This window comes from Methylobacter marinus A45 (genome assembly GCF_000383855.1).
Classification (GTDB): Bacteria; Pseudomonadota; Gammaproteobacteria; order Methylococcales; family Methylomonadaceae; genus Methylobacter; species Methylobacter marinus.
In genome coordinates, this window is record NZ_KB912877.1 from 4,659,848 (window position 1) to 4,684,257 (window position 24,410).

Genomic DNA, 24,410 nt, shown 5'->3' on the forward strand with positions numbered 1-24,410 from the left:
CAGGTTGGCCTACCGGCTCTCTGGAACCGGCCACCCCGAAGGGTGCCCACTCAGCCCCGACATTACAATGAGACTGAATTTTGCGCATAAAAAAACCGCGAAATGCGGTTTTCGCCAGAGAATTCCCGGGAGGCCAATCCCGTGCCGCCATTGTGGGCGACGCTTGAAGCATAGCTTGGATATGTCTGGCATGTCAATGGCAAGTAAAATCAGGTGAGAGCAAAATCAGATTAAGCTGTATCAATTTTCTCATTTATTCCTGTCTTGAGGAATGGGCATAAATACCCATAATTGCCATGCAAATTTATGGTAATTACCGCCTTACCTGCATTCTAGCCACCCCACCCTGGCTCTATCTTTTTCTTAATCGCCAGCTTAATGTCGCGCTACAGATTGAGCTAATATATAATTATAGAAAAACCCTTAGCCCACTATCTAGAATCTGATGATCAAGGGCAATAAGATCATTGACTGGTTTTTGGTTGAACGTCGCATTTATTGCCACGATCTGGGGCATTGAGTTCAGGGATAACCATAAAATCAATTAATTACTAATAGACAACTGGAGTTATACGACATATGCATCAGGTTATTGGACATTTAATGTCGTATACATCACGTTAGGACTCTAATTCTTTACCAAGCAATAATGACAAAGGAGACAACGAAATGGCACTGATGTCAAAAGGCGATCTTCAATACAGCGACTATAGCTGGACGGCATACGGCAGCGACAACCCGAAGGTTACCAGTGAACCTGACAGCACATTGTTCAACCGCAAAGAGGGTTACGAGGTGCTTTATCTCATCAACAAGTTCGCCGAGAAGCACGAATTGAAGCAGAAATCATCCGGTCAAAAGGCAGAAAGGATGTTACACGACCATTTGCCTAGCGATGTTCGAAGCCAACAGAACGTAATGGCTTGGTTAGCTAACAATTGGAAGCAGCATTAGTCCTAACGCCCGACTCCAAGAGACCTGCAAGAGCGGCGCGAATTATGAGTTTCATTTTTAGTTTCAGTGGGCCGTTCTTGCGGTCGCCTGAGCAAGGCGTTAGGCAATATCAATCATTGTTTAGAGGAGAATAAGAACTATGTGGCCTCGCAATCTCTACACAGGTCCCGGTGGCGGACTTTATACGGGTCCTGGCGGTGGAATGTACACAGGTCCAGACGGTGGCGCTTATACCGGACCTAACGGAGGCATGTACACCGGTCCCGGCGGAGGTATGTATACAGGGCCAGGAGGCGGACTTTACACTGGGGCAGGGGGTGGACTCTATACGGGTCCAGGTGGCGGTGCCTATACCGGCCCAGGAGGCGGATTATATACCGGACCTGGTGGTGGTCTTTACACTGGCCCCGGAGGTGGGATGTGTACCAGTTCTGATAATCCCGGATACATGAGCAACATTCCTCCGTGGCGAGTATTTGCAAAATATTTGTTTGAAATGGGAATGAGGGATGAAGCGGAGTTCATCTTCTCACAACTTGCAAGCATTGGAGCGTAGTGTTAGGCATTCGTCAGAGAAATCAAAGGGGTTAGACAAGATTGATCGTGAGTTAAAAATCAATCGAGTCTGCCCCTTTGTTCACATTAGATTTTTGCCCAGAGACGGAGGTAGTAGTAGAATGAAACGTTTGATATGTTGCAAATAAAATTTATGGCATTTAAACGACTATGAATCATTGGGAAATCCTCAACGAGGAAGCGAGCATCGTTTTAGTTGGCAACATGAACCCTAAGATATTTCATCCAGAATGGTTCATTCGCAAAGAAATTGTTGCAGAATGGGACTATAGTAAGGATGAAATAATTAGTTTGCCAGATATGTCCCAAATGGATGTGCTAAATGGATGCAAGATATCAGTATTATTAAATAAGTTCTCAATGCGCTCGTCTCTAGAAAGTGAATATCTTTCTATGAGAGATTTGGTGATTCATACATTTTCCTTATTGAGCGAAACCCCGATATTGCAGATGGGCATGAACTTTAGATCTATCATTAAGATAGCTAATGAAGATAAATGGATGCATTTCGGCAGCGTACTAGCGCCTCAAAAATATTGGAAACAAGCTGCAAATTTCATAGATATGCTTGATGAAGATAGCCAAAAAGAGCTTGGTCTTTGGGAATTGGCCATGAATTTACCTAGGCCAGACAATTTAGAAGGATACGTTCGACCTAAAATAGCTGTATTTCCTCAAGCTGGGCCCTATACATTAGAGTTTAACATTAATAATCATGTTGAAATTACGGATGCAAGTGCGGCTACGATGATCGAAATACTAAAAGAGAATTGGGATAAATCTCTGGATTTAGCAAAAGAACTAACAAACAATATTATGGAATCACAATTAGGTGGTGTGAAATGAGTACGGCTATAGCTATCTCGCCAATGGAGAATACTGCGAATATTCAAGAATATGCTCATGAATATGGAGAAAACAAGTATAGATATGGAAAAACTGGCACTGACTTTTTGTCCACTAAAGAACCTGAGATTCGTCCATGTAGTCCTAAATTTCTTACCCCAGTTCTTGATCTTAATCGACCAAGGGAAGATATTAAGCAACGATGGAGCGGCAAAGTTATAAGTGCGACTGATCAGGAGCTTACCGTACGATTGGAAGATTTAACAAATCGTGATAATCCTGATGAACTTATAGTCTTATCTAGAGATGAAATTGATGATAAGGATCAATCTCTGGTCAAACCAGGTGCGCTATTCTATTGGTATATAGGTTATAGACAAGGATTTAAATACAGTAAAGAGAGAATTTCAATTATTCGTTTTCGTCGCTTGCCATCTTGGACGACTAAAGAGATTCAAGAATCTGAAAAATTGGCTGAGGAGTACGCTAATTTTTTTCTCACCGATTAATTGTACTTCGCCCAATGCGGATATTGCTGAAATATCTCTTTTTGGTCCAGGTATTGGTGAATGCGTTGTTCTTCATTTTGGACAAGGCAAATGGTTTGTTATTGACAGCTGTCTTTGCCCTAGAAGCAAACAACCAATAGCACTCGAATATTTGTGCTCCATTGGCGTTGATGTGAGTCAACAAGTTGTTGGTATTCTCATAACACATTGGCATCTGGATCATATTGAGGGTGCATCAAAGTTATTGAAGGCTTGTTCAAATGCAAAATTGTATTTATCAGGCGCTCTATTCACTAGAGAAGCTCTACAGATAGCAAGTTTGTATAAGAAAGATGTTTTTGCCGAGACAGATAAAGATATTCGTGAATTCGGCGAAATTATTCAATTTCTTCATGAAACAGAAGACAGAAACCGCATAGTGCCAGTTAAAACAAGGCATACTTTCTTTGACTATAGAGAAACCATTCCAACTCGCTTGATTGCCCTTTCCCCTAGCGATGTCGCAGTAACCCAGTCAATTTCTAAATTAGCTCAATTTGCAAAAAAGCCAGGTGATCAACGTATCCGGACTGTTGTTCCCGAAAGTGAAAATCTTAATGCTGTAGCAGTTCATTTTTCTTTTGGGAGTTTTTCAGCATTAGTAGGTTCCGATTTGGAAGAAACGGGCAATGTGCAAACAGGTTGGTCTGCTATTTTTGAAGATAATATTATCAATGAATTGAGTTTATCTGCTTCTTCGCTATTTAAAGTTCCTCACCACGGCAGCGAAACAGGACATCATGATAGAATTTGGGAAGATTTATTAATAGAAAAACCGCTCTCAATGACAACACCATTTTCGCGTTGTGATTTACCAACACCAAAAAATATTGAGAGGCTGAAGCAATTATCTTCAAATTTGTTAATTGCCCGTGATCCACGAGCAAGAAACAGAATTAAACGAGACAACATGGTGGAGCGGGAGTTACGATCTATAGCGATAGCAAGAAAAAGCATAAACGATAAAATGGGACATATCCGAGTGCGTGTTTCGGATAAGGGAGCGTTTGATATTTCGGTAAATCAAAATGTCGTTAAATTTTAAGGATATCCTGAATGGGCATCTTCCCCTAGGAAAACGAATGGCGTTGTTTGTTACGGAAGACCTCTACAATGGCATAGTCGCAAGAATTTGTAGAGATATCCCCGGCGATCACGGTAATTCATCTCCGTGATCGCCAGTAAGCTAACTCGCCGCTCAAGCGGACGCAAGAAAGGAGCTGCACATATGCAGATGCGGATTTTGGCATCGTTTAACGCGACCAGTTCTTCCAATTCATCAGATACTCGCCCAGTGCGCCGTGCGGCTACAAGCCGAGAGGCAGCGTTGATGAAATCTGTATAAGCCTTAAGCCGCATTTCAACCAGCCCAGCATGACGTTTTCGTGTAATCGAAAAAAAGTGGCTAAGAATTGCAACTAGTAATGCGCTTAGAAGAGAAAGGGTTGAAGCAATAGCGACTGCAGTGACTGACATAAAGGAAACAAGTGTTATTATTGTTTTAGTTGTAGTAGGGCCGTAGGCTGGGTTGGAGCATCGCGGGAACCCAGCAGATTGCGGGCAAAAGGCCATGTCTAGCGTTTAGCTTGAACCGCGGCTTGCTCTGGAGCGCAGCGAAAGGGTAAGCCGTCAGATTCAAAGCGGTTGTTGCCGATACGCTGGTAACTTTCAAAGTGTTTCATCAACTCTATTGCTGTGTTTGCATAATTCAATGCTTGTTCTTCTGAGATAGAAAGCATTGACTCCTGCTCATGCGCAATCTTATTTCTTAGAATACGCATTTCATGGAGTAATTTCTCATGTGTCTTTGATAAGCGCCCATTTCGTGCCAACATGTCAATGTTATGCATTGGCGAGCGGTATGACGGCGAATCTGGTGAAATAGCAAGCCGAGAAACAGCGGAAGCGATAGCAGTTTCCAGGCCGGACCATGCTAATAGAATTGCCGCCGACGGTGCTCGTTCTACAGCGTCCAATATTTGGTCTTCTAGGGAACTAAGTGCTGGACTTTCTAGCGCGGGCTTTTCTTTTAGCTCTTCAAGTTGGAGTTCTTCCGCATGTTGTTTTACTTTATCGAAGTCCAGTTCAAAATCCTTATACTTTAAATGAGCGAGACGCTGAACAATCTTTGCCAACTCGCTCTTGAATACGAACAGGAACGTAATGGCAACCGCTGGCCAAGCGATGCTAGAAACTACGCCTACAACAAATTGTTTCCAATCCATGATTTCCTTTGCTTGTTTATGTAATAGATAACGCTGAGCGCACCAGTGGCATTTTTGCAGCGAAGCGTAAAAAGGCCATCCACGACGTATCGCGTTTTGTTAAGTATTTGGAGGATAATAAGGAACCGCTTTACTAGCATCATCTGTCCAGCGACTGCTGATGTTATACTCTCGACAAACTTTGTGTGCAGCTGCACCACAGAGTCTTAAAGTTTTATGCAAGTTTCCAGAACGGGCGTTTGAATTAACACCATCATGAGGACGCCACCCGCAAAAATGAATCTTATCCGCTTCTTCAACGTCCCGACTCAGTACCGCAACCTCAGTCATTGTTGGAGTATTATTCGCATTAGCAGTCATTGGGATAGCTAGACTGAACTCATCAAAGAAGACATTAGGACGAAAAGGGTTGTTAGGGTCGTATTCTAAATTTAACGCATCAACTAAAGCTCGATAGTTATCACCCAGATACGTTGCAATCTCATATCGGTCATTAACTTCTAAAACTAAGAATAATTGGTGGGCAATACAGCCAAATAAGAGGATATGAGGGAAGTTTTCGGCAATATAAACAACAGAAAATTCCAAGTTCCTAAAATTAAAAACGAATCTGTTTTTTATGATGCCTTGAGCATTCATGTCCTGATGCAGCGACTCAAGACGGTTTAACCGCATTGCCATACTCTCTCCGTGTTAAATTGATTTGCCTAATAAGTGATTCTCTAGATCTGCATATCTTACACACTGGACCACAGCATCAAAACAATTTTTCCGAAAACATTGTCGTTCTAAACGGGATAACCTACGTAATTTTCACGAAACAGCCCCGGATAACTTCAATACTAATATGTACAGCTGACTTACCCAAGCGATTCAGCAACTGGCCGCTATACGGTTAATCACCGCCTCACCCGCATCCTGGCCGCCCTCACCCTGACTTCCGCTTTTTTCTCCGTATCCGAGCCAACCGCCGCGGCCATTCCGGAATCGCCGTGATAAACCTCGCTGTTCTCGTCCCATTCGGCGGCCCATAGCGGCGGATGGTTCCAGTCGATTTCCTTTTGCCAGTGGTTTTGCAGTTTGACCAGGTAGGCGGCGTGGTCGTAGCACAGCAGGTCAAAGGATTCGTTGCGCGCGCCGCTGGGCTTGTTCCACCCATCATCGGTGCGATTTTCGGCGACCAGCTCCTCATAAAAGGCATTGCTGAACCAGTTGGGGAAGTGGATGTAGTTCTGGCCAGCCTCGATGCGGTTGAGGTTGGCGCTAATGAGGTCCTTGATCAGCGTGGTGTTGACCAGCCATAGCGGCAGTTCGCCGACGACTTTGGCCTTGCGCGCGGCCTTGCTGGAGGCATCCGGATGGGTCAGCGTGATTTTCGGCTTGTTGGCGGTGCGCTTGGGCCGTTCGCCTTTGACCAGGATAAACCGGCGGTCCAGTTGCTTTTTCTTCATTTCGCGCCAGAAGGTGTAGGCCCGTTCGGCGACGCCTTCTTCGCCGCCGGAGTCGCTGGCGGTGATCAGGATGCCCATAGTGCGACCGGAACCGTCAGCCAAGGGGTAACGCTTACGGATGACTTTGCTTTCCAGCAGCAGCCAGTCTTCGATGTAGCCGGCCGGGTCGATCGTCAGGGGTTCGCCGCCCGCCTCTCTATTGGACAGTGTGATGGCGAAGCGGTCGATCAGCCAGATTTCGTTATGGACGCCGTGGCCGTGGACCTGGACCTCGAAGCGATTTTTCTGGATGTCGACGGTGGCGATCAGGAAGCGCACGCCTTTACAGACTTCGCGCTTGGGCAGGTCCTCGGCCCGGCGCTCGTAGTCGGCGGCGCTGACGTCGGAGGTCATGCGCTTGGGCAAATAGGGGGCGCCAAAATTGACGTTAATGATGGTTTTCAGGTTTTCTTCCGATCGGGTGATGTCATATTCCCGGTAGGCTTTTAAGTATTTTTCGACCAGGCTGTCGGGCTCCGAGTAGGCGGCTAGAATCCCCGGGAACCAGAACGAGGCGATCCGGCTTTTAAGGCCTTCCCCCACTATCCTGCCGTTTTCGATCGCGCATCCTTCCGGCACCCATAGTCCGGTTTTGTTCATGTTGCGTTTGTGGTGCAAATCGATCAGGCAGCCGTTGGCGGTACACTGATATCTGACCGGCACGGTTATCTCTGTTAAGGTGGCACCGAATAAATCGCGATCATGGGCGAAGCTCAGGCCTCTCTCGTCGGGCGGCGGCATGAAATATTCGCCGCATTCGGGGCATTGCACGTACCAGCGCCGCATGTCGCCCATGTTGAACAGCGACAAGGCCCCTCCGCACGGCGGCGCCTCATGTCTGTAGTGGCTTTTGTGTTTGGGATCGGTGATTTCGAAGCCGGGCGAGGTTTCCACCAGCGTCATACCGCGGCTTAGAAATTTGGCGGTCCGTTGTTGGGCCAGTGCGAACGGTGAGCCTTCGCCATCGATGTTTTGCGTCATTCGGTCGTAGTCCGTAATCAGCACGTATTTGAGCGGCTTGCCGGATATTTCGTTAATCGAGGGCCAGCGTTGAAACAGGATGGCGCCGGACTTGAACACTTTGTCGTAGGTATTGTCGCTTTTGCTGCCTGGCGCTAATTCTTGCTTCAGATCGGGGCTATCGCGGAATGCGCGCTTGATGACTTGAGTGTCGAAATCGCGCGCCGTCCCTTTGGTCGTCTGCATGATCAGAAAGTCTGCCGGATCGCATTTGATCACATAAGCCATGAAGTTGGTTATCAGGCCCTGCGTATTGTGCGTGGGTATCATGCCTTTTCCGGCTAAAAACAGATGCGATTCGTTTTTGACGCGTATACATTTGACCGGAACCGATGCTGTCTTTTCGATGTTAGTGATTCTGCGGCGCTTGTTTTCCGCAATTCGATTACCCGCCAAATTTTCTGGCCTGAGCAGAGCGCGTTTTCTTGTCAGCTTGAATACTGGAAAGTTATCGTAAACATGGAAGTCAATAGTCCAGGAGGGTTTGCCTTTTTTGGCCTGTCCTTTGGAATAAGCAAAGGTTTGCCTATTTCTGATCCTCGCTTTTATGCCGAACGTCATCAACAGCTCGTAAACGCCGTCAATCAGAGCTTTTTCAACACTGGTATAGGAACATGAACCGCTGGACTTACAGCAGGTGCCATCACTATCCATGAGACCCTGAAGAAGGGCGAGTCGTTGGTCATATGATGCTCTGAGATAATTGTTCGGAATGTGTTTTGCACATCCATCGTCTATTAATACGCCAAGTTTCCTGAGTCGCGTAGACAATCCGTTATGCTTGTTGACAGCCTCATCAGACTTGATGCCGTGATTTCGATGCCGCCTATTTTGTGCATTACACTTCAAACAATGCCCCATTGATGTTGTACCAACAACCCGCTTATCATGCCCCCGGAAACAAATATCACCTTCGAGCGGCTTTCTATCGATTATTAGACGATATAGATTTTCTCGCCGTTTGTCCGCTGTTATTTCGACTACATGCCCTGCCTGTTCGATGTGTTTTATTAGTTCTAAATCATGCGTTGTAATTCTGCTATGATTCGAATCGCTATCACCCAGCCATAAGCCCAATACATAGGGGTCAACCGGTAATTCTTTATCTGGAAATTGGAGTGGACGGCTGTTTTCTACAGCAAATAACCGCCTGGATCCATGCGCGAATCGCGTGGCCATATCTTGCGTTTCGAGCGTGATGTTAGCTGACATTTTTAATGTGCCATCCCGATTGAACTGGGTAACGGTCCAAAGGTGTTCGGCGTCGGCAATTATGCTTTCACCGTCCGAAAACGTTATACGGTAACAGTCATGCCCAAGCATGGGTAAAGTCACAAAATCGACTTCTGCCGGGTTGCCGTCATTGCCTATCACAATATCGCCGACTGCTACGTCTCCCATTGTTGTCCAACCGCTTGGAGTTGGGATAGGAGTATCAAGCGATAATGCCTTACCGGATTGCGCCGGACCGACAAAGATGACCGCGTCATAATGCCGGCTGTTCAGGCAATTCATCGGCTCGATCATGTAGGGCGTCAGCTCCGGTTTCCACTTATCAACGCCGCCGCTCGCCGTCCGCACGTTAACGTAGCGTTCGGCGGCATCGGTGACGGAGATGCGCTCCCGCGGGCGCACCAGCTTGGCTATGCCGCGCCGGATACCCGCTGCCGCCATGCTCATTCCAGTTCCTCCAGCAAATCAGCCCATTGCTCCCTGAGAGCGTCGATCCTGGATTCGATGCTTTCGATGATTTCTGGCTCCAGGCGGTAGTCGCGTTCGAGGATGTCGGGCAGGGTTTCCAGCACTTGCAGGCCTGATTTGGCAATCAACGCCATCTGTTCGCGAGACTCGTTCGCATAAACGGATACGCCGGATTCCCGCTCAAACTTGATCCTGTCGTTTTCGGATTTGAACCAATCCGCGCGCTCCTTCGGCGACATTCGGTCCGGATCGTTATGCACAGCGCCATCGGACAACTGCGGCAATAAAATTGCCTTGGCCGCTTGGCCAACACTGTAAACAGGGTGACCTCTACGTTCTCCGGATGGATTCACGTTCGCATCGCGCAGCCGGCGCTGCACAGTCTCCCGAGCAATGCCGAACTCCCGGGACAGCTGGTTTAAAGACCAGCTAAACCAGTCATTGATTGATGCAACTTCAGTCGCCATACCAAAACAAAAAATCAACAAATTTACACATAATAACAACAACTTAGGAAATAATGGCATGACATACGTTGAGACCCATGGAACCCCAAAAACTCAAAAAAACCGGGAGCCTTTGCACCCGTTGGTAATTCTTGAGGTGCCAGGGTCCCCGCCTCCTCATTCATGGCGTTCATGCGCTTACTTTCGCTAGCTTGGTTTCGACAGATGCTTCCATATCGAGTACGTAACGATAAATTCTTTCGTATCTATCATTCCAAACCTGTTGCCATTGATATTTATGAACGCCGACAAACTCGGCTTTGGCTCTGCCGCTGGCAGGCTTATATCCGGAGCTGTTGCACGTATTGCAGGCATGATTAAAAACCATGCCGGTACCGTTGCAGCGTCGGCAGCAGCCCGGACTAATCACTTCGAATACGGCCAGCGCTCCCATATTGCAAACGATTGGGCGGCCTTTGGTGATCTTCCACTGCTCTTCCAATGCCAAGCCTACGGCATACAGCCGGACATGTGCCCGCAATGCCCGCTCAGCTGCCTCGTCATCACGGTACTTGGCCAATACCAAATTGGTTTCATGGGCATCCAATCCAGACAATAACCCCGCCATCTCAACCCGATTCAACAGCGCATGAAAGGAACCACGGGATGACTCCCCGTAATTCACCGTTCTGGCGCCGGTTACACTGATAAAAGCAACACTTGCCACACTTGCCCCCATTTGGATCAATACCTATGACCACCACGCCCAACCCATGACCACAGAACCATTGAATTTACTGGCTTGGTCATACTGGTCATACTGGTCTTGGATAAAAATAATAAATAAAAAAACATCATTCGCTCTCGCACTACTAGGGGCTATGGCACAGCGCCGCTATAGCAGCAAAAAACCACCCCCGACATCCCTGACCACCCTGACCAGCCCAGAAAACACGCGGCTTGCGGAATTTTAATATCCATGACCACTATCCCAGACCAGGGCGACCACCACGACCGCCATTGTTTCAAGAGACAAAACAATCCCCGCCTGAAACGAAAAATCTGTCGGCGATATCTAAATAGTCACGCAAACGCATTGCCACGGTCATGAACCTCCCAATACGTCTCCGGAATACCGAACCGGTCCGAGAAAATCGCCCGCGCTTCATCCAGCGCCGGAATCAAATATTCCAGATAGCGCCCGCCGCTGGCATCGCGCGGCCTGCTGGTCCTGATCCCCCAATCGTGCAGCATTCGCCCCACGATCGAAGAATGCTCTGGATGCGTCACCTTATACTGATTGCAGTGCCGCAAATATGCGGCCTCAACCTGTTTCCAAGGGCACCGCTCCGGCCAAACGAATTGCGCATCCTCCGCATAGGCATCGGTCTCATACAGATAACCCTGCTGTAGCATATCCAGCCACCAACGCACCACCGACCCGGCCGACATAATCTTCATCTCCCAGCCTCGTTTCAGAATGTGCCCAGGTATCTGCCTCGGATGCCAGTCGCTGATATCGCGATCCAGCAGATAACCAAACAGCGCCGCCGTACCGCCGTCGCGCATATGCTCGTTCAGATCCTTGAAATACTGCCAATCGCCCTTGCGCGCATCCGACACATCGGTAATCACATAACGCCGGTCATCCACCCCCCTGGGTACCGCCCACTGTTCATTGGTTGCGAAAATACAGCGCCGGAACGATTTCACCATCGACAAATCCCGGCCCTTGTACTCGATCGGCTGGATCGGATCGGTAATCATCGACTTCAGCACACCCTGCGCCGACTTATCGCCGCCCCACACCGATTCATTACAAAAAATCAGCAAGGCATTGGCCAAGTGCCCGGAAAACCGCCCGGTCACCTGATTCAGCGACGACAGCATTAAATAATGCTCACGACCCACGATCTGCGACAAAGGATCGATAAACGTATTTTTCCCGATCCCCTCGCGGCCGCGAAACACCAGCGCCGTTTCCGGTAGCTCCTGCGGACGCTGCACCAGATGCGCCGCCCAATTGATAATGTAATCGTACAGCTCATCATCGCCACTGCAGATCACCTCATTAACAAATTGCAGGTAGCGCCAGCAGTCGCCCTTGACGGCCTCCAACCCCCAGCCCTGCCACAAATTCAAGTAGCCAGGCTCGTTTTCCCCGGGCAAAAACACCATGCCCTTATACTCCGCCCGTTGCGGGTGATTCAGCCAATACTCGCCCCAGCCCATTTCATCACCTCGGTCGTACACCTTGCGGTTGCAATACTTCAGCTCAAAATCGGATTTACTGGAAAACGTGATCAGCTTTTTACCCTGCACCGGATCAAACTCGCGATTCATGATCACCACCCGGCCGCCCATCGGCAGCACCGCATGACTCTCATTCAGCGTAGTAATGACATCATCGTCACTGGTCTGCTCAGGCACATTCGGTCCGAAACGAGCAGCATGCCCCTTGTACTCATCCAGCAACGACGCCTTCGTGGTATCGGCTTTCTTGGCGATCTTCGATAGCAATGCCTCGACAGCCGGTTGCTTCAATTGCGCCTTGGCAATCTGCCTCAGCAACACATCAGTCAAAAAATCAAAGTCGTCGGCATCTTCGATCAACGCCTCAAACTCCTTTAGCCCCATCCTGGGCGCTTTCGTCTCCCCTTTGGAGGGCGGAGACTCGGCCGGACCTTCGGCCGCGTGGCTTGAGTCATTACCGGCGCTAAGCGCTTGGGCGATGACCTCCGCCACTGCGGGCAATCCGAGCAAACGATGCATATCGTTAAAGTCGGTCGGAATCTTCCCATCTATTGAAGCTGATTCTTGGAACTTCGCCACCGCGAGCATGCCGTTGATTTGCCCAGCACATTCTTGTGCTTTGCTCAAACCAGGATTGCCATCCGTTGCCACGTCATTATCCGCACAGACAATGAGGGTTAAATCCGGAAACTTTTTCCGTAATGCCGTTGCCACGGGTAATAAATTGCCCGCGTTAAACGCCACCGCCACCGCATACCCCGTCGCTTCATAGAGGCTTGCACCGGTTGCATAGCCTTCACAAATCAACAAAATACCGTTCGGCTTGCCGATGGCATAATAAGAGCCGATAATCTCCCCGCCGGTCAAAAACCGCTTGCTCCCATCCGGCTGAATAAACTGCAAGGTAGTGATCATGCCCGCCGCGTTACGGGCAGCCACCACCAGGCCGTTATTCAGCACCTTCACGCCAAAGGGCTTGATGCCCTTGGCAACCAGGTACGCATGCACATCCGTCGATGGCAGCGCCCCTTTATCGCCAGAACCGGCCGTCGCCGGCTTGGCAATATTCCATAGCCGATCCGCCTTTTTCGCGGTATCGGCCCAAATCTGTTTCTGCTCGGCGGCCCGTTCCGCCTTCAGCTGCTCATACCGCAGCCGCAACGCTTCGCGCTCGGCCCGCGAAATCTCATTTTTGCCCTTCGAACACCAAGTATGCGACTCGCCGGTTTTCCACGACCCGAACGCCCCGGCATAGATGCCCATATTGCTGTACAGCGCATACCAGCCGTTTGAAGAGCCGGTCTTGTCATTCGCAATCCGGTACCGGCAAATCTTGCCGTCGGTTTCCAGCGTCAGCGGTTTATGCGGGCTCAGGCCTGCACCGGCAATCGCATTCAGGAAGCTGGTTTGATCTTCTTGACTAAAAAAGCTCATCATCTTCATCCGTGTAATCAGGCCAAGAAGTGTCGAAGCTAACACCAGGCGCATGTTCCCAAACTTTCAAAACAAATGGAGCCGCCAATTTATATAGATCCATTACGGTGTAATCTTTACCGCCAACAGCACTAGACGACGCCATAATCGAATCTTCAATGTTTGCCGCCATTACCCACATCAAATCAGTTAAATTTTCTGGTTGTGAGCCAGTCGGTCTCTCCAATAATGGCGTTCTTATTGTTTGTTTTTTATCGGCCACGGTAGCTCCCCAAATTCAATGTCTTTCTGTTCGCAGAATATTGCTGGCGTTCCTCAATAATTTTGTCCGCCCAATACCTTGGATTCTTGTAATTTCTTGATTTACCCAGGGCGATCAGCTCAGCCCGCGTACGCGCGCCCTTCAATTCGGACGCCTTTTTCTGGCGAATCTGCGCCGCCATCTCCGGCGTCAGTTCCACCAGTTGCCCCTCGCGCGTACGTATAAAATCACCGCGCGCAGCGCCTCCTTCTCTCTCCACTTCCGTTCCGCATTCCGTGCAGATAGTCGCCGCCAGCGGCATATAAGTTCTGCACCCTGTGCAAAATTTGGTCGGCGCATTGCCTCGTTTTTTAGAATTGCGCTCCAGCCCATCCAATGACCATTCCACTTCGTCAGTCGGTAGGCCATGGCGCCGCACATTATCAGCATGGTCCAGGATCACCGCCTTATCCTTGCCCGGGGAGGCGCGGAGCGCGCGGCCGATTTGCTGCATGGCCAGCGCATAAGACTCGGTGGGGCGGAGGAGGATCGCGGCAAAAACCGCCGGAATATCCGTCCCCTCCGAGACCACATTACAGCTCGCCAGCACATGCAAGCCGCCATTGCCCAAATCCCTGATCATCCGCGCCCGCTCCTTATCCGGCGTGCCGCCCGTTAGTATCGCCGCCTGATAGCCGGCCGCCTTAAACTGCTCCACCACATGCGCGGCATGCTCGACCGTCACCGTAAACGCGATCGCACTGCGCCGATCGGCAAAGCGCCGGTAATGCTCAACGGCATCGCCCGTAATCGGCGCGCGGTCTACCGCCCCCGCCAAGGCAGAAACGACGAAATCGCCGCCTCTTTTTTTAACCCCCGACAGATCGATCGACGTCGATGGCGCATACACCACCGGCCGCACTAGCTGCCCGCGCTCGATCAGCTCCGACATGCTCGGGCCCAGCACCATGTGATCAAAAAATCCATGGGCATGAACGCCCAGCCCCTTGCCGTCCAACCGGCACGGCGTCGCGCTCACGCCCAGCAGCTTCGCCCCGGCGTTATGCTGCAGCACCGTGCCCCAGGTTGATTTTCGGGTGGCATGGTGCGCCTCGTCGATAATCACAAAATCGAACCTATACCTCCCCCCGCGATCCAAACGCACGCGGTTGGCCAAGGTCTGCACCATGCCGACCTGCACCCGGTCATTGGTCGGCCTAGCATCCGGCGTGATAATGCCGTGCCTGCAACCCCAGCGCTTCAGCGCTGCCGACATCTGGCCGATCAGCTCCCGGCGATGCCCCAACAACAGCACCGATCGGCCGCGCGCGGCCGCCCGCATGGCCATATAGGTAAAAACGACGGTCTTCCCGCCCCCCGTGGGCAACACAAATAGCGGGGCCTGATAGCCTGCGGCATAGGCTGCGCCCAGCTCATTCACGGCGGCATCTTGATAGTCGAGGAGGCTAAGCATTCGTAATAATGCGATTCAGTTACTTTTTAAGAGAATTCAAGACGACCTGTGCTTCGTTACCACTAATACCGTTCCACTTCGCAGGCCTAGCTGATCTCAGTATGGTGAACGCTTCCATATCACTGATCATTTTCCATGGACGTCGCTCGACAATAGCTGCCGCCTCGCAAATTGATAATCCGCCTCGTTCAGCTAATCTCGCCAATGATTGGCCATCATGATTACGCCTCGCCCATTCCTCATTAAGTACTTCCATTCTCACAAATAGCGCGTAACCTTGAATTGGCATGTATGAACCGTTAGCCATTACTTCCCCACCTTTTTAACTTCCCACATTTTTAAAATTACGCCGCTTTTCCAAACCGCTTATCGATCGCAACCCGCACCCGGTCAAACAGCCCCTCGAACGAACCATTAGCCCCGACCACCGCATCACCAGGATGAATCGCCACTCCATGATCGCCCGACTCATCGCCCTCGCGGACAACATGAATAATCAATGCGCCCGCCTCGCGAAGAAAAAGCGCCTTGTGCTCATGCCTAACGTTCGGGAACACCAGGTTGTCGTTTCCGAACAACCTGATCTCATACTCGTTTTCAAGCTCATGAAAACCGTGTCCCGCCAGGCGCGCGGAAACTGCCTGCGTGTCTGCGTTAGTGCCCACCAGTCCAATAATCAAAAGTGCATCTCCGATTCATCGCCCAGCGAAGGACGAAACCACACCAGCCATACAACCCCGCCCAACAACTCAACAGCCCACAGCAAACAAACCGGCGACATCACCACCAACCATGAACCACACAGCACGCCGGCCAGCTTCAACACCGCCAACAGCGCCGTGCAAAAAATCGCGGCCATGCCCAGAACGATCAGATCTCTCACAATCCTCTCCAGCCTTTATCCAACAACTACAGCAGCGCCCAAAGCAACCACGCCAGCAATGACACAATCGCGGCCAGTGGATAAAACACCACCTTCTCGATGCCTCGGAAGTAATCGCCGCGGGAAGGCCAAAGCGCCACCCAGGCAAACGCCACCACCGAAATAATCGCCGGAACCGCCCACGAATAATTCATAACCCCTCCCACAACTTCTCCATCACCCTGCTCCACCACACATCGAATTGCTCACAGCATTTAGTCAAAAAATAGATCGGCGTGCTAATCAGCCAAAACACGCAGAACACCAAAAGCGCCAGGCAATACAAGAGCCGCATTCACACCTCATGCCGGACAACCCGGCCCGACACTACCGAAAACGACCGCGTCAGCCGCATCCGCCGTTGATCCTGGCCATTCGTTGCCGAACCGATCACCACCATCAGCACCACCGACTGAATCAACCCTTGCTGCAACGCCAGCTTAACCAGCTGTGCTATATTGCGGGCGCCCAGACGCTCGCGGGCCTGTTCGATATGCTTGCGAATCGTGCCCAGCGAACGGAACCGCGCGTTGGCGACCTCCTCCGCCGTCAGGCCGTCCGACAACGCCTGCACGATCTGGACCTGTGTTTTAGTCAACGTCCCCGCATTACCTAACCGCATAACCCCTCCAAAAATACGAAATAACGACCCTATTGCTGAGTTTCCGCATGAGATAACCTATGCTTGAAAAAGCCCCACCGCCGGCACATCCGGCGCGGGTAGCCTTAACATCCCATCAGGAAGACACATGCAGAACTCAACAAAATGGATCATCGAATTAAAAGAACTGTTTGAAACATTTAAAACATCACCCCCAAAAAGCCGAAAATCGATACTGCCCCGAATCGAATTAGCCTGCACGCAAATCCAGTCATTCGGCGTTTCGCCCTACGTCTCGCAATGCTGCACCAGGCTGCTCGAATCCTGCCGGCAAATGGCGCGGCTAAGACAGCCGAAAGACTATGACGAATCGACGCTAATCAGCCGCGCATTGGGCGACCTGTCGTCCATAGAAAGCAATCTCGGCAAATAATGCTGATACGTATTCACCGCATTGGCATAAAACGCCGTATCGATAAACCTGAGATTCTTATCGAACGTCGCCGGCGTATCCTCGGGTTGGCCTTGAATCTGATACAACACGTCGCGCAAAGCCGCGACAAGATTCAATACGTCGTCGCCGTAATCGTTCCTGCCGACCAAGGCCTTGCCGGAGGGGCTGTTGGGATTGACAGTAACCTCGATAAACCTCGAAATATAATGAGCGTAAGTATTCACCGCATTGGCATAAAACGCCGTGTCGATAAACCTGAGATTCTTGTCGCACGCCGCCGGCGTAGCCTTGGGCTGGTCCTGAATCTGATACAACACATCGCGCAAGGCGAACGTCAAATTTTTAATGTCGTCACCGTAATCGTTCCATCCGACAAAAGCCTTGCCGGAGGGATCGTTGGGATCGACTTCTATCCTGCTTTTCATCGAAAATCCTTAAAAAGGGTTGCGGAGGCAGGATTTGAACCTGCGAACTTGAGCTTATGAGACTCACGAGTTGCCACTACTCTACTCCGCCGAAAAAGGGCCACGGCCGACCACAATGCCAAGAGTGCTAACAAAAGATTCTGGCCGGCCGTGATTGATCATGCTGCGGTGTCCTGATCATCTGGAGTGCCAAAAATATTGGGCAATAGATCGTAACGCGAGATTTCCCCACCTGATCTCCTTTCAAGATCGATGGCAGCATTAGCAGTCATTTTGTAACGACCGCTCAGACGATGCGAGATCATTCCCTGAGATAACCCAAGGGCTTTAGCCGCTGCAACTTGTGTTTTATGTTTTTTTACGAACTGTTCTAAATTCATTACAACAAAATATTAGCAGAGCTATTTATTTTAATCAACAAACAATAGCTTTGCTATTTGTTTTGTTTATTAGCAAAACTAATAATTAGTCTTATGATTAAAAGACCCGAACTTACTGATGAAGAAAAGAGAGAAGCAGAAGCTCTAAAAAAAATATGGGATAAAAAGAAAAAGGAATTGCGCGAACGAGGAATTAAGTTAACCCAGGAATCAGCTGCTGAAGAATTAGGTTTTGATACTCAAGGGGCTGTTAGCCAATACTTAAATGGTAAGATACGACTCAATCTTGATGCTATTATAAAATTCTCGAAACTATTAGGTTGTAAACCTAATGACATACGACCTTCTCTTGATATTCTGGTTGATGAAACGGCTCGACCTAGATCGCCAATCGCCATCGACAAAGACAAAACACATTTGAACGAATCTGCGCTCGCTAGTGATGCCGAGGCCTTAGCAGATTTACCCGAAGAAGCGAAAAAACTGATCCATAACCTAATCAATCTCTCATCCTCCGGTGAAATTGACAAAAAGAGCATCGAAATCCTCCAGATAATGACGGATAAACTGAAAAAATAGGATTTTATGACCAAAGCAACAGCCATTATTGAAATAGCAAATCCCAAAAAAAGCCCAGCGCTTCAGTATCAGCGAGAATTATTTCCTGTAGAGATTATCGATCTTTATCCGAATGACCAGGGCAGCGCCGATCTGTCATTAATCGGCACCGGGCGCAACAATAAAGACTATGCTATAAAGCGTGTCTGTGACGGCAACAACATGATTCCAGCAACTGAGCTCTTCTGTTACGAACTCGCCAGACGCGTCAATATAGCGACTCCGGAATTTGACATTGTGATGCTTAAGGATGGCGAACTGGCATTTGGTTCAGTATGGGAAGGCGGTGTTTACCGTATCTCAGGAGTTAATGAAGCCGCAAAAATACTGACGGGCGCAACTAAAGTAAAAGCGCTTGATCAGTTTTTCGGTAAGGTCTATGCGTTTGATTTATTCATCAATAATATTGACCGGCACTTCGGAAACTTTTTGTTCAGACAAAGTTATAATAGCTGTATTGCCTTGGCGTTTGATTACAGCCGGGCATGGTATGAAATAGATTTTGCGGGACTGCAAGCGATAGACAAGCAATGCAAGACGCAAATGGTCATCAATATAATCAAAAAATTTGGCAGATTTGATCGGCAACAATCAGAAAAAACGCTTGATGAACTCAGCCAGATAGAACCATCAACAATCGAGCAGATTCTCTCGGAAATACCGGAATCATGGATGACAAAGAAACAATCTAACGGGATAATAGCCTGGTGGAATACCCAACACTTTAAAGATAGATTGCTGACTTTAAAAAAAGAGATTACTAATGATCTGGTTTGATTATGCACTTATTCGTTACATGCCGAACCCCAAGCGCGGCGAGACCATTAATCTGGGTCTTGTTGTGTTTCGGGAATCCGGCATTGATGTAAAAGTTTTGTCATCTTCAGCCAAAGTGCGCATGATCGATGGCGAGTCATCTCAATTGGATATCGACCAACTTAAAGAATCCATCCAACACCTGGTGCAAGTAGCCGAAACATCGGATGAACAATATCAATTGTTATCCCTCCTCAGTGATAGCGTGTTTCTTTCCAACAAAAGCCAGTTTGCCGTTGATGAGCTAAGCCAGTATGAAAACAAGGTAGATCGGTTATTTAACGACTTGGTAAAGCCCTTCGCCAGCAAAGAAAAAAGCATCCGCACGTCGCGATTAAGCACGCAATTAAAGCATAAATTCGAGGCGCTTAACTTGTTGGCAAAAGACGTGTCAGAGCTAAGCAAACATAAAATAGTACCCAACTACCCTATTAATGAAAACATGGGGTTAACCGCTGATTTTCTATTAAAGAACGGCATTTACCATCTTTCCGAGGTGGTGGACTTTAATGTGAATGATGCGCAAAGCAAGCTCAAAGAAACGTCATTAAAGATCATGACCTTTATGATGAGTAAAAAGGTGCTCAGCAGTCCTGTTAATTGCTATTTTGTTTATTCAGCGACCCCAAAAAGGGAAAATGAGATTATCCAGCACATCAATATGGCCGAAGAATACAGTCACAAAATATTTAATATGGACTCATCTGACGACTATAAAAAATACATGACGCTCATCTCAGAACTGACGCATACAGAGCTGACTATTATGCATTAAATTATGCTATCTAAAGTGCAATAGCACATTAAAAGCCAATTAGCCGCCGGACGAAATTGACTTCTAATTGAGCAAAATGATACATTGATATGGCAAAAAACCTCAAAAACACAGCTGTTTTCGAGGTTTTTTGTTGCACTAAATTATTTAAATTAGTGTCTATAATTATAAAAAGTAAAGATTTCAAGCTTTAAGATGATCAATTCTAAAAGCCATAGAAATAAACTCCAGGTGGAACGGAAGCGTATATGAACTTAAAGCAACTATCATTAGATGCTGGTTTTAATTGTTTTTTATATCCATATTTTTTAGAAAAATGTGTGAAATAACTTTATGCAATTAAGCACTAACGTAGAACCAAGAACCTATTTACATCCACCAGTCGTTGAGGCTGTGATTGAAATCCGTGTAGATCGCGCGTTGACCCAAACTGAACTAAAAAAACTTGCTGCGAAGCTCAAGAAACATTATCCAAACTCGCAACCTCAAAACGAAGTCGGAATCAATATAGGGCCCAATCCAGCTGCTGGTGATGTGACAGTGAGTCAGCGCCAGAAAGGCTTTCGTTTATCTTCTGATGATCAAGCTGATATTGTAATTATTGCACCACAAAACTTAATAATAGCGCGCCTCGCGCCTTACCAAGGATGGGCGGCTATTCATGCCAAAGTTATCTCAGCCTGGAAAATATGGAAAGGTATCGCCAAAACTCGACCCATCTCTCGTTTAGGTGTCCGCTATATTAATAGAATTGATATTCCAGTTGATGAGGCTGACAATATTAATATTGAAGATTATCTAACCTTCTATCCGAATGTTCCTGTATTTAATGATAGACCATTGGATAATTACCTTATTCAGATTACTAAACCTACATCTGATCCACTATGGTCCACAACCATTACTTCGACAATCCAGCCGTCACCTTTAATCAATACTATATCTTTGTTGCTTGATATTGACGTATTTAGGACTAAAGAAATACCGCTAAATGATGATGATTTGTTGCCAATACTCATCAAAGCAGGTCATCTTAAAAATAATATATTTCAGCAATGTATAACACCCCGAACTGAGGAGATCTTCAACTAATGATACTTCAACTTGCTTCTAGTAGAGTTTCCCCGTCAGAACTTTACGATCAATCGTATGTCATCCAAGATCCACAAAAGCTAGCGGAAACTATAAAGCAGGCATTAAGCCCTTTAAAATTAAATAAAACTGGGGCTGGCGATCATACGCAACAAGTACCAAGGGACATTGCTTCGCTTGAAGATAGGCTCTTTGAGGCTCGAGCTTCCTGCAAAATTAAAACAGCAGCAGTAGCTATGTATCTCCCTAGTGAATGGCGTTCTCGATTTTTTTCACAACTTGATGATTTAATGGATGCCGAAAACTGGGAGGATGACGACACACCAATTACAGAGGCATCTTTCGCCACATTACTGCGGATGCTCTTACTGATATGGCCGGTCAGGCGACCAGGCCTTGGCGCAACAAGCGAGGGCCATATTATTGCAACGTGGTCCATAGAAAAAGATAGGTTAACCATAGAATGCTTGCCAGGGGATAGGATCCGTTGGGTTGTAAATAAATATATTGAAGGAAATCGTGAAAGTGCTGCCGGGGATATCCCTTTAACCAGATTGAATGCTGTGCTAGCACCCTATGATCCTGAGTGCTGGTTTGTCGATGCCTCCTAGAAAAAATACTAAAATACCAGCCGATAATCATATTATTAGATATATTCCTTGGACCAAACTTCGCAAAAATGAGAATGGTGAAGTTATTGGAATCATTAGTGAGGCATTCAAAATACGAGATACTGAAAAATATTTATCAGCAACATGGCTTGAGTATTTTCAACGCCCTCTTCGCAAGGATCAAATTATCGCAGCAGTCGAAGAAATGCGTGCCAGTAATCTAGCTGTAAAACCAAAAAGCGGATTTTCCTTAGGAAAAGTTAGTGATATTGAATCAGTGTGTACAAAACGAAACATTAAGAATATTCGTATTGTTTATTCCCCAAGTGATAACAATGCGGCTCATGTTGCTGTGAAATCTTTACCTGGTGATGACTTAGAATTGCTTGAACTTCTGGCTACAGAAGCTTGGGCAGAATTAATACTAAACAGCAGTATCCCTTGAGATTTAGGATATTTTAAAAACCTGCCCCGAGCGGGTTTTTTAATGCCCGTAATGCCAACCTAAGCAATCCAATCCGAATAAACTATAATTTAACAAATCAATTCTTACAGGAGCGCACAATGATTTTTGAATGAATTCATTTACCGCTGCTGTCCATACAGCCTGGAACGTAGATATCTCTAAAAGACTGGCTTTTTATTACAAATCCGCTTCAGCGGGATGAAGGTGAATGACGCCGCTATCCATGTGGAATTTAACAAGAACTTCCGGAAAATCGCCTTTCGCATTGATTGTTGGCAAGATGATTTCGATAACGCCTTCAATCTCTTCGCCGCTGCTGGTCAGCAATTTATGTGATAAGCCGTAATTATCGATTTTTAAATGTAGTTTCATGATGGATGTGAGGTTTTATGAGTAATATGGATGATTTCAATCGCTGCACAGCGTTAGTTTTAGCTCACCTTTACGATGCATTCCCCCAAGAAGTGCATCCGTTTAAGCTTGCCGATCTTGAGCCGGATTTAAGCGAAAACACGGCCAAAAATTTTGCCGCAACAGTAGTTTTTTTGGCCGAAGAACACTTTATTGTCTGCGGCAAAGCGACCCATGACGGCATGACACTTACCCATGCAAGACTCACTAGCAAAGGTTTGGCAACGTTGAAGTCAATACCGGAAGCCATTGCCGGCGAAGAAAAAACCAGCTTTGCCGATAAGATTAAAGCCGTGGTTAAGGATGGCGGCAAGCAGTCCATTAATACGGTTATCTCGCAAACGATTGCCGCGTTTGTGAAAATCGCTGTGTTTTAGCCGTATTTAATTTCTCCGGAACAACGCCGCCTTCTCTGGCGGCCATTCTCCCGCCGCTTTCAGTGTCTGATATTTCAATTTTCATTTTTTAGTTATCCCTTAAAAATCACATTCCGGTTACTAACCGGCCTTAAACCCGCTACGGCGGGTTTTTTATTGCCTAAAAATTCTGCATGGGTTGCATCAGGCAACCGGCCTTTTCACAACAGCTACTTTAGCAAGATTTTTATTATCTGAAAAAAAAATATCAGCAATACTATTGTTTTTTATATTAGCTATGCTAATATTTTAACAGAGCAAGCGTTATCACCTCCTCTGAATAACAATGCGCTCCCCTCAAGCCCAGTGCCTATGGGCTCTTTTTCAAACGCATTGATTCAGTGCGTTTGAAAAAGATTAAACAGTATTAATTCGGATCACGAACTGCACCGAATTTGATAATTCAACGGCCGATGCAGTTTTTGATATCAGCAGTGCATTACAACAAACCGAGGAAAAACACATGGGTAACCCCGGCAACCGCATGACGATCGACGAATATAAATATTTCCTGCACCTGAAAATACAAGCGCGATACAGACTGGAGTCGCTGAAACGGAACAGATCACATTTAAGCACCAGTAAAAAAGCCGGGACATTAACCGCTATTGCTGCCGGCATCTGGCTCGCCATTGGCGCCAGCCGTTACGAAGAATCCTACAACCAGCACGGCGTCAGGATTTAACGGTTTTTTAGAGCATAAGCCTAACGGTAAGGCGAGCGGCGGACCCCGGAAAAGAGACCGGCATGATGATGGGGAAGACCGTTTAGGTTCTGTAGCCGTAGAAGTATCGGAACTGTTCGTGGGTTCGAATCCCACTGCTCTAACCATTTAACGGGAAGCCCAAAGCCGAAAAGCCAGGGCTCAGATCAGCATCATTATCAGGAGTAAAACAATGAACAACAACACCCTGCCGAACAACCTCATCATGCATGACTGGCGCCGCCATCTGGACCTGAAAGCCAGGCGTGAAAGTGCTAAAGCCAGATTGAGAGCCAAGCGCAAAGCAGAAACCCTGGCAGTCCTGAAGCGCTTTGCCACCGCTGTTCTGACGATCCTTGTATTTGCCATCATCACGCACTTGGCGCAAGCCGATAGCGAGCCCGTTGCCGCCGGCATTGAATCCGATCACTTGGTATCGCATGACATGGTTAAGTACATGATGATTCATGCACACGGCCAGGTTCTGACCGAATGCGACATGCAATAACGTT

At 47.8% G+C, this 24,410-nt stretch carries 29 protein-coding genes and 2 tRNA genes; 14 read left to right on the forward strand and 17 right to left on the reverse strand.

What is annotated here, in order from left to right; translation table 11 throughout:
- The first annotated feature begins 669 nt into the window (after positions 1-669).
- The 4 genes from METMA_RS0121915 to METMA_RS26690 all read left to right on the forward strand — a co-directional run bounded on the left by METMA_RS0121915 (position 670) and on the right by METMA_RS26690 (position 3,969).
- Entirely contained in the window at positions 670-954 is a 285-nt protein-coding gene (locus METMA_RS0121915; protein WP_020161264.1) for a hypothetical protein, read from the forward strand.
- A gap of 726 nt (positions 955-1,680) precedes the next feature.
- The gene (locus METMA_RS0121925; RefSeq protein ID WP_020161266.1) at positions 1,681-2,376 is read left to right on the forward strand and encodes a hypothetical protein; all 696 of its coding nucleotides are present in this window, start codon (positions 1,681-1,683) and stop codon (positions 2,374-2,376) included.
- Positions 2,373-2,885 carry a hypothetical protein gene (locus METMA_RS27910; protein WP_020161267.1) on the forward strand — a complete coding sequence of 171 codons (513 nt, stop codon included), beginning with the start codon at positions 2,373-2,375 and terminating at the stop codon, positions 2,883-2,885. Before METMA_RS0121925 ends, METMA_RS27910 begins: the two co-directional genes overlap by 4 nt.
- Before the next feature lie 52 nt (positions 2,886-2,937).
- Complete coding sequence (locus METMA_RS26690) at positions 2,938-3,969, forward strand: MBL fold metallo-hydrolase (RefSeq protein WP_269634246.1); 1,032 nt, start codon at positions 2,938-2,940, stop codon at positions 3,967-3,969.
- 529 nt (positions 3,970-4,498) lie between these two features.
- Here the strand turns inward: METMA_RS26690 and METMA_RS0121945 are convergent.
- From METMA_RS0121945 to METMA_RS26700, 16 genes are all read right to left on the reverse strand, one after another.
- Entirely contained in the window at positions 4,499-5,149 is a 651-nt protein-coding gene (locus tag METMA_RS0121945; RefSeq protein WP_020161270.1) for a hypothetical protein, read from the reverse strand.
- 99 nt (positions 5,150-5,248) lie between these two features.
- The gene (locus METMA_RS0121950; protein WP_020161271.1) at positions 5,249-5,830 is read right to left on the reverse strand and encodes a DUF6037 family protein; all 582 of its coding nucleotides are present in this window, start codon (positions 5,828-5,830) and stop codon (positions 5,249-5,251) included.
- A 218-nt stretch (positions 5,831-6,048) separates the two neighbouring features.
- Positions 6,049-9,339 (reverse strand): terminase gpA endonuclease subunit, encoded by a 3,291-nt coding sequence (locus METMA_RS25985; protein WP_020161272.1) that lies wholly within the window; start codon positions 9,337-9,339, stop codon positions 6,049-6,051.
- Positions 9,336-9,827, reverse strand: coding sequence for a DUF1441 family protein (locus tag METMA_RS0121960; RefSeq protein ID WP_020161273.1), 492 nt, complete (start codon positions 9,825-9,827; stop codon positions 9,336-9,338). The genes METMA_RS25985 and METMA_RS0121960 overlap by 4 nt, the downstream gene beginning before the upstream one ends.
- Positions 9,828-9,996: 169 nt before the next feature.
- Positions 9,997-10,533, reverse strand: coding sequence for a hypothetical protein (locus METMA_RS0121965; protein ID WP_156830586.1), 537 nt, complete (start codon positions 10,531-10,533; stop codon positions 9,997-9,999).
- Positions 10,534-10,889: 356 nt separating this feature from the next.
- The gene (locus METMA_RS26695; RefSeq protein WP_020161275.1) at positions 10,890-13,493 is read right to left on the reverse strand and encodes a DUF5906 domain-containing protein; all 2,604 of its coding nucleotides are present in this window, start codon (positions 13,491-13,493) and stop codon (positions 10,890-10,892) included.
- Positions 13,480-13,755, reverse strand: a complete 276-nt coding sequence (locus METMA_RS0121975) for a hypothetical protein (protein ID WP_156830587.1) — start codon at positions 13,753-13,755, stop codon at positions 13,480-13,482. Before METMA_RS0121975 ends, METMA_RS26695 begins: the two co-directional genes overlap by 14 nt.
- Complete coding sequence (locus tag METMA_RS25350) at positions 13,745-15,208, reverse strand: DEAD/DEAH box helicase (protein ID WP_020161277.1); 1,464 nt, start codon at positions 15,206-15,208, stop codon at positions 13,745-13,747. The genes METMA_RS0121975 and METMA_RS25350 overlap by 11 nt, the downstream gene beginning before the upstream one ends.
- Positions 15,209-15,227: 19 nt before the next feature.
- Positions 15,228-15,515 (reverse strand): hypothetical protein, encoded by a 288-nt coding sequence (locus METMA_RS0121985; RefSeq protein ID WP_020161278.1) that lies wholly within the window; start codon positions 15,513-15,515, stop codon positions 15,228-15,230.
- 37 nt (positions 15,516-15,552) lie between these two features.
- Positions 15,553-15,888: a deoxynucleotide monophosphate kinase family protein gene (locus METMA_RS0121990; protein WP_020161279.1), complete on the reverse strand. Its 336-nt coding sequence runs from the start codon at positions 15,886-15,888 to the stop codon at positions 15,553-15,555.
- Positions 15,885-16,091 (reverse strand): hypothetical protein, encoded by a 207-nt coding sequence (locus METMA_RS0121995; RefSeq protein WP_020161280.1) that lies wholly within the window; start codon positions 16,089-16,091, stop codon positions 15,885-15,887. The genes METMA_RS0121990 and METMA_RS0121995 overlap by 4 nt, the downstream gene beginning before the upstream one ends.
- Positions 16,092-16,117: 26 nt before the next feature.
- Complete coding sequence (locus METMA_RS27275; RefSeq protein ID WP_020161281.1) at positions 16,118-16,285, reverse strand: hypothetical protein; 168 nt, start codon at positions 16,283-16,285, stop codon at positions 16,118-16,120.
- A gap of 140 nt (positions 16,286-16,425) precedes the next feature.
- Positions 16,426-16,752, reverse strand: coding sequence for a response regulator transcription factor (locus METMA_RS0122005; protein WP_020161283.1), 327 nt, complete (start codon positions 16,750-16,752; stop codon positions 16,426-16,428).
- Positions 16,753-17,091: 339 nt separating this feature from the next.
- Positions 17,092-17,610 carry a hypothetical protein gene (locus METMA_RS0122010; protein WP_020161284.1) on the reverse strand — a complete coding sequence of 173 codons (519 nt, stop codon included), beginning with the start codon at positions 17,608-17,610 and terminating at the stop codon, positions 17,092-17,094.
- Between the two features lie 19 nt (positions 17,611-17,629).
- Positions 17,630-17,701: transfer RNA gene (locus METMA_RS0122015), tRNA-Met, on the reverse strand.
- A 67-nt stretch (positions 17,702-17,768) separates the two neighbouring features.
- Positions 17,769-17,990, reverse strand: a complete 222-nt coding sequence (locus METMA_RS26700) for a transcriptional regulator (protein ID WP_084254166.1) — start codon at positions 17,988-17,990, stop codon at positions 17,769-17,771.
- 93 nt (positions 17,991-18,083) lie between these two features.
- Between METMA_RS26700 and METMA_RS25990 the strand changes: the two genes are divergently transcribed.
- From METMA_RS25990 to METMA_RS0122045, 6 genes are all read left to right on the forward strand, one after another.
- Complete coding sequence (locus METMA_RS25990) at positions 18,084-18,569, forward strand: helix-turn-helix domain-containing protein (protein WP_020161285.1); 486 nt, start codon at positions 18,084-18,086, stop codon at positions 18,567-18,569.
- A gap of 6 nt (positions 18,570-18,575) precedes the next feature.
- Positions 18,576-19,385, forward strand: a complete 810-nt coding sequence (locus tag METMA_RS0122025) for a HipA family kinase (RefSeq protein ID WP_020161286.1) — start codon at positions 18,576-18,578, stop codon at positions 19,383-19,385.
- Positions 19,372-20,199, forward strand: coding sequence for a DUF3037 domain-containing protein (locus METMA_RS0122030; protein WP_020161287.1), 828 nt, complete (start codon positions 19,372-19,374; stop codon positions 20,197-20,199). Before METMA_RS0122025 ends, METMA_RS0122030 begins: the two co-directional genes overlap by 14 nt.
- Before the next feature lie 333 nt (positions 20,200-20,532).
- Positions 20,533-21,291: a TIGR04255 family protein gene (locus METMA_RS0122035; RefSeq protein ID WP_084254167.1), complete on the forward strand. Its 759-nt coding sequence runs from the start codon at positions 20,533-20,535 to the stop codon at positions 21,289-21,291.
- The gene (locus tag METMA_RS0122040; protein WP_020161289.1) at positions 21,291-21,902 is read left to right on the forward strand and encodes a hypothetical protein; all 612 of its coding nucleotides are present in this window, start codon (positions 21,291-21,293) and stop codon (positions 21,900-21,902) included. The genes METMA_RS0122035 and METMA_RS0122040 overlap by 1 nt, the downstream gene beginning before the upstream one ends.
- Positions 21,892-22,347 carry a hypothetical protein gene (locus tag METMA_RS0122045; RefSeq protein WP_020161290.1) on the forward strand — a complete coding sequence of 152 codons (456 nt, stop codon included), beginning with the start codon at positions 21,892-21,894 and terminating at the stop codon, positions 22,345-22,347. Before METMA_RS0122040 ends, METMA_RS0122045 begins: the two co-directional genes overlap by 11 nt.
- A 198-nt stretch (positions 22,348-22,545) precedes the next feature.
- On the opposite strand, the gene METMA_RS0122050 is transcribed toward METMA_RS0122045, so the two are convergent.
- On the reverse strand, positions 22,546-22,740 hold the full coding sequence (locus METMA_RS0122050; protein WP_020161291.1) for a hypothetical protein: 195 nt from the start codon (positions 22,738-22,740) through the stop codon (positions 22,546-22,548).
- Between the two features lie 17 nt (positions 22,741-22,757).
- Between METMA_RS0122050 and METMA_RS0122055 the strand changes: the two genes are divergently transcribed.
- The 4 genes from METMA_RS0122055 to METMA_RS0122065 all read left to right on the forward strand — a co-directional run bounded on the left by METMA_RS0122055 (position 22,758) and on the right by METMA_RS0122065 (position 24,406).
- Positions 22,758-23,156, forward strand: a complete 399-nt coding sequence (locus METMA_RS0122055) for a hypothetical protein (protein ID WP_040590776.1) — start codon at positions 22,758-22,760, stop codon at positions 23,154-23,156.
- A gap of 502 nt (positions 23,157-23,658) precedes the next feature.
- Positions 23,659-23,880 (forward strand): hypothetical protein, encoded by a 222-nt coding sequence (locus tag METMA_RS0122060; protein WP_020161293.1) that lies wholly within the window; start codon positions 23,659-23,661, stop codon positions 23,878-23,880.
- 8 nt (positions 23,881-23,888) lie between these two features.
- A tRNA-OTHER gene (locus tag METMA_RS27280) sits at positions 23,889-24,026 on the forward strand.
- Positions 24,027-24,091: 65 nt separating this feature from the next.
- Positions 24,092-24,406 (forward strand): hypothetical protein, encoded by a 315-nt coding sequence (locus METMA_RS0122065; protein WP_020161294.1) that lies wholly within the window; start codon positions 24,092-24,094, stop codon positions 24,404-24,406.
- Positions 24,407-24,410: the final 4 nt, after the last annotated feature.

Coding starts and splice junctions, on each gene's coding strand:
- METMA_RS0121915 (WP_020161264.1), top strand. CDS start 670: ATGGCACTGATGTCAAAAGGCGATCTTCAATACAGCGACTATAGCTGG.
- METMA_RS0121925 (WP_020161266.1), top strand. CDS start 1,681: ATGAATCATTGGGAAATCCTCAACGAGGAAGCGAGCATCGTTTTAGTT.
- METMA_RS27910 (WP_020161267.1), top strand. CDS start 2,373: ATGAGTACGGCTATAGCTATCTCGCCAATGGAGAATACTGCGAATATT.
- METMA_RS0121945 (WP_020161270.1), bottom strand. CDS start 5,149: ATGGATTGGAAACAATTTGTTGTAGGCGTAGTTTCTAGCATCGCTTGG.
- METMA_RS0121950 (WP_020161271.1), bottom strand. CDS start 5,830: ATGGCAATGCGGTTAAACCGTCTTGAGTCGCTGCATCAGGACATGAAT.
- METMA_RS25985 (WP_020161272.1), bottom strand. CDS start 9,339: ATGAGCATGGCGGCAGCGGGTATCCGGCGCGGCATAGCCAAGCTGGTG.
- METMA_RS0121960 (WP_020161273.1), bottom strand. CDS start 9,827: ATGGCGACTGAAGTTGCATCAATCAATGACTGGTTTAGCTGGTCTTTA.
- METMA_RS26695 (WP_020161275.1), bottom strand. CDS start 13,493: ATGAGCTTTTTTAGTCAAGAAGATCAAACCAGCTTCCTGAATGCGATT.
- METMA_RS25350 (WP_020161277.1), bottom strand. CDS start 15,208: ATGCTTAGCCTCCTCGACTATCAAGATGCCGCCGTGAATGAGCTGGGC.
- METMA_RS0121985 (WP_020161278.1), bottom strand. CDS start 15,515: ATGGCTAACGGTTCATACATGCCAATTCAAGGTTACGCGCTATTTGTG.
- METMA_RS27275 (WP_020161281.1), bottom strand. CDS start 16,285: ATGAATTATTCGTGGGCGGTTCCGGCGATTATTTCGGTGGTGGCGTTT.
- METMA_RS0122005 (WP_020161283.1), bottom strand. CDS start 16,752: ATGCGGTTAGGTAATGCGGGGACGTTGACTAAAACACAGGTCCAGATC.
- METMA_RS0122010 (WP_020161284.1), bottom strand. CDS start 17,610: ATGAAAAGCAGGATAGAAGTCGATCCCAACGATCCCTCCGGCAAGGCT.
- METMA_RS26700 (WP_084254166.1), bottom strand. CDS start 17,990: ATGAATTTAGAACAGTTCGTAAAAAAACATAAAACACAAGTTGCAGCG.
- METMA_RS25990 (WP_020161285.1), top strand. CDS start 18,084: ATGATTAAAAGACCCGAACTTACTGATGAAGAAAAGAGAGAAGCAGAA.
- METMA_RS0122025 (WP_020161286.1), top strand. CDS start 18,576: ATGACCAAAGCAACAGCCATTATTGAAATAGCAAATCCCAAAAAAAGC.
- METMA_RS0122030 (WP_020161287.1), top strand. CDS start 19,372: ATGATCTGGTTTGATTATGCACTTATTCGTTACATGCCGAACCCCAAG.
- METMA_RS0122035 (WP_084254167.1), top strand. CDS start 20,533: ATGCAATTAAGCACTAACGTAGAACCAAGAACCTATTTACATCCACCA.
- METMA_RS0122040 (WP_020161289.1), top strand. CDS start 21,291: ATGATACTTCAACTTGCTTCTAGTAGAGTTTCCCCGTCAGAACTTTAC.
- METMA_RS0122045 (WP_020161290.1), top strand. CDS start 21,892: ATGCCTCCTAGAAAAAATACTAAAATACCAGCCGATAATCATATTATT.
- METMA_RS0122050 (WP_020161291.1), bottom strand. CDS start 22,740: ATGAAACTACATTTAAAAATCGATAATTACGGCTTATCACATAAATTG.
- METMA_RS0122055 (WP_040590776.1), top strand. CDS start 22,758: ATGAGTAATATGGATGATTTCAATCGCTGCACAGCGTTAGTTTTAGCT.
- METMA_RS0122060 (WP_020161293.1), top strand. CDS start 23,659: ATGGGTAACCCCGGCAACCGCATGACGATCGACGAATATAAATATTTC.
- METMA_RS0122065 (WP_020161294.1), top strand. CDS start 24,092: ATGAACAACAACACCCTGCCGAACAACCTCATCATGCATGACTGGCGC.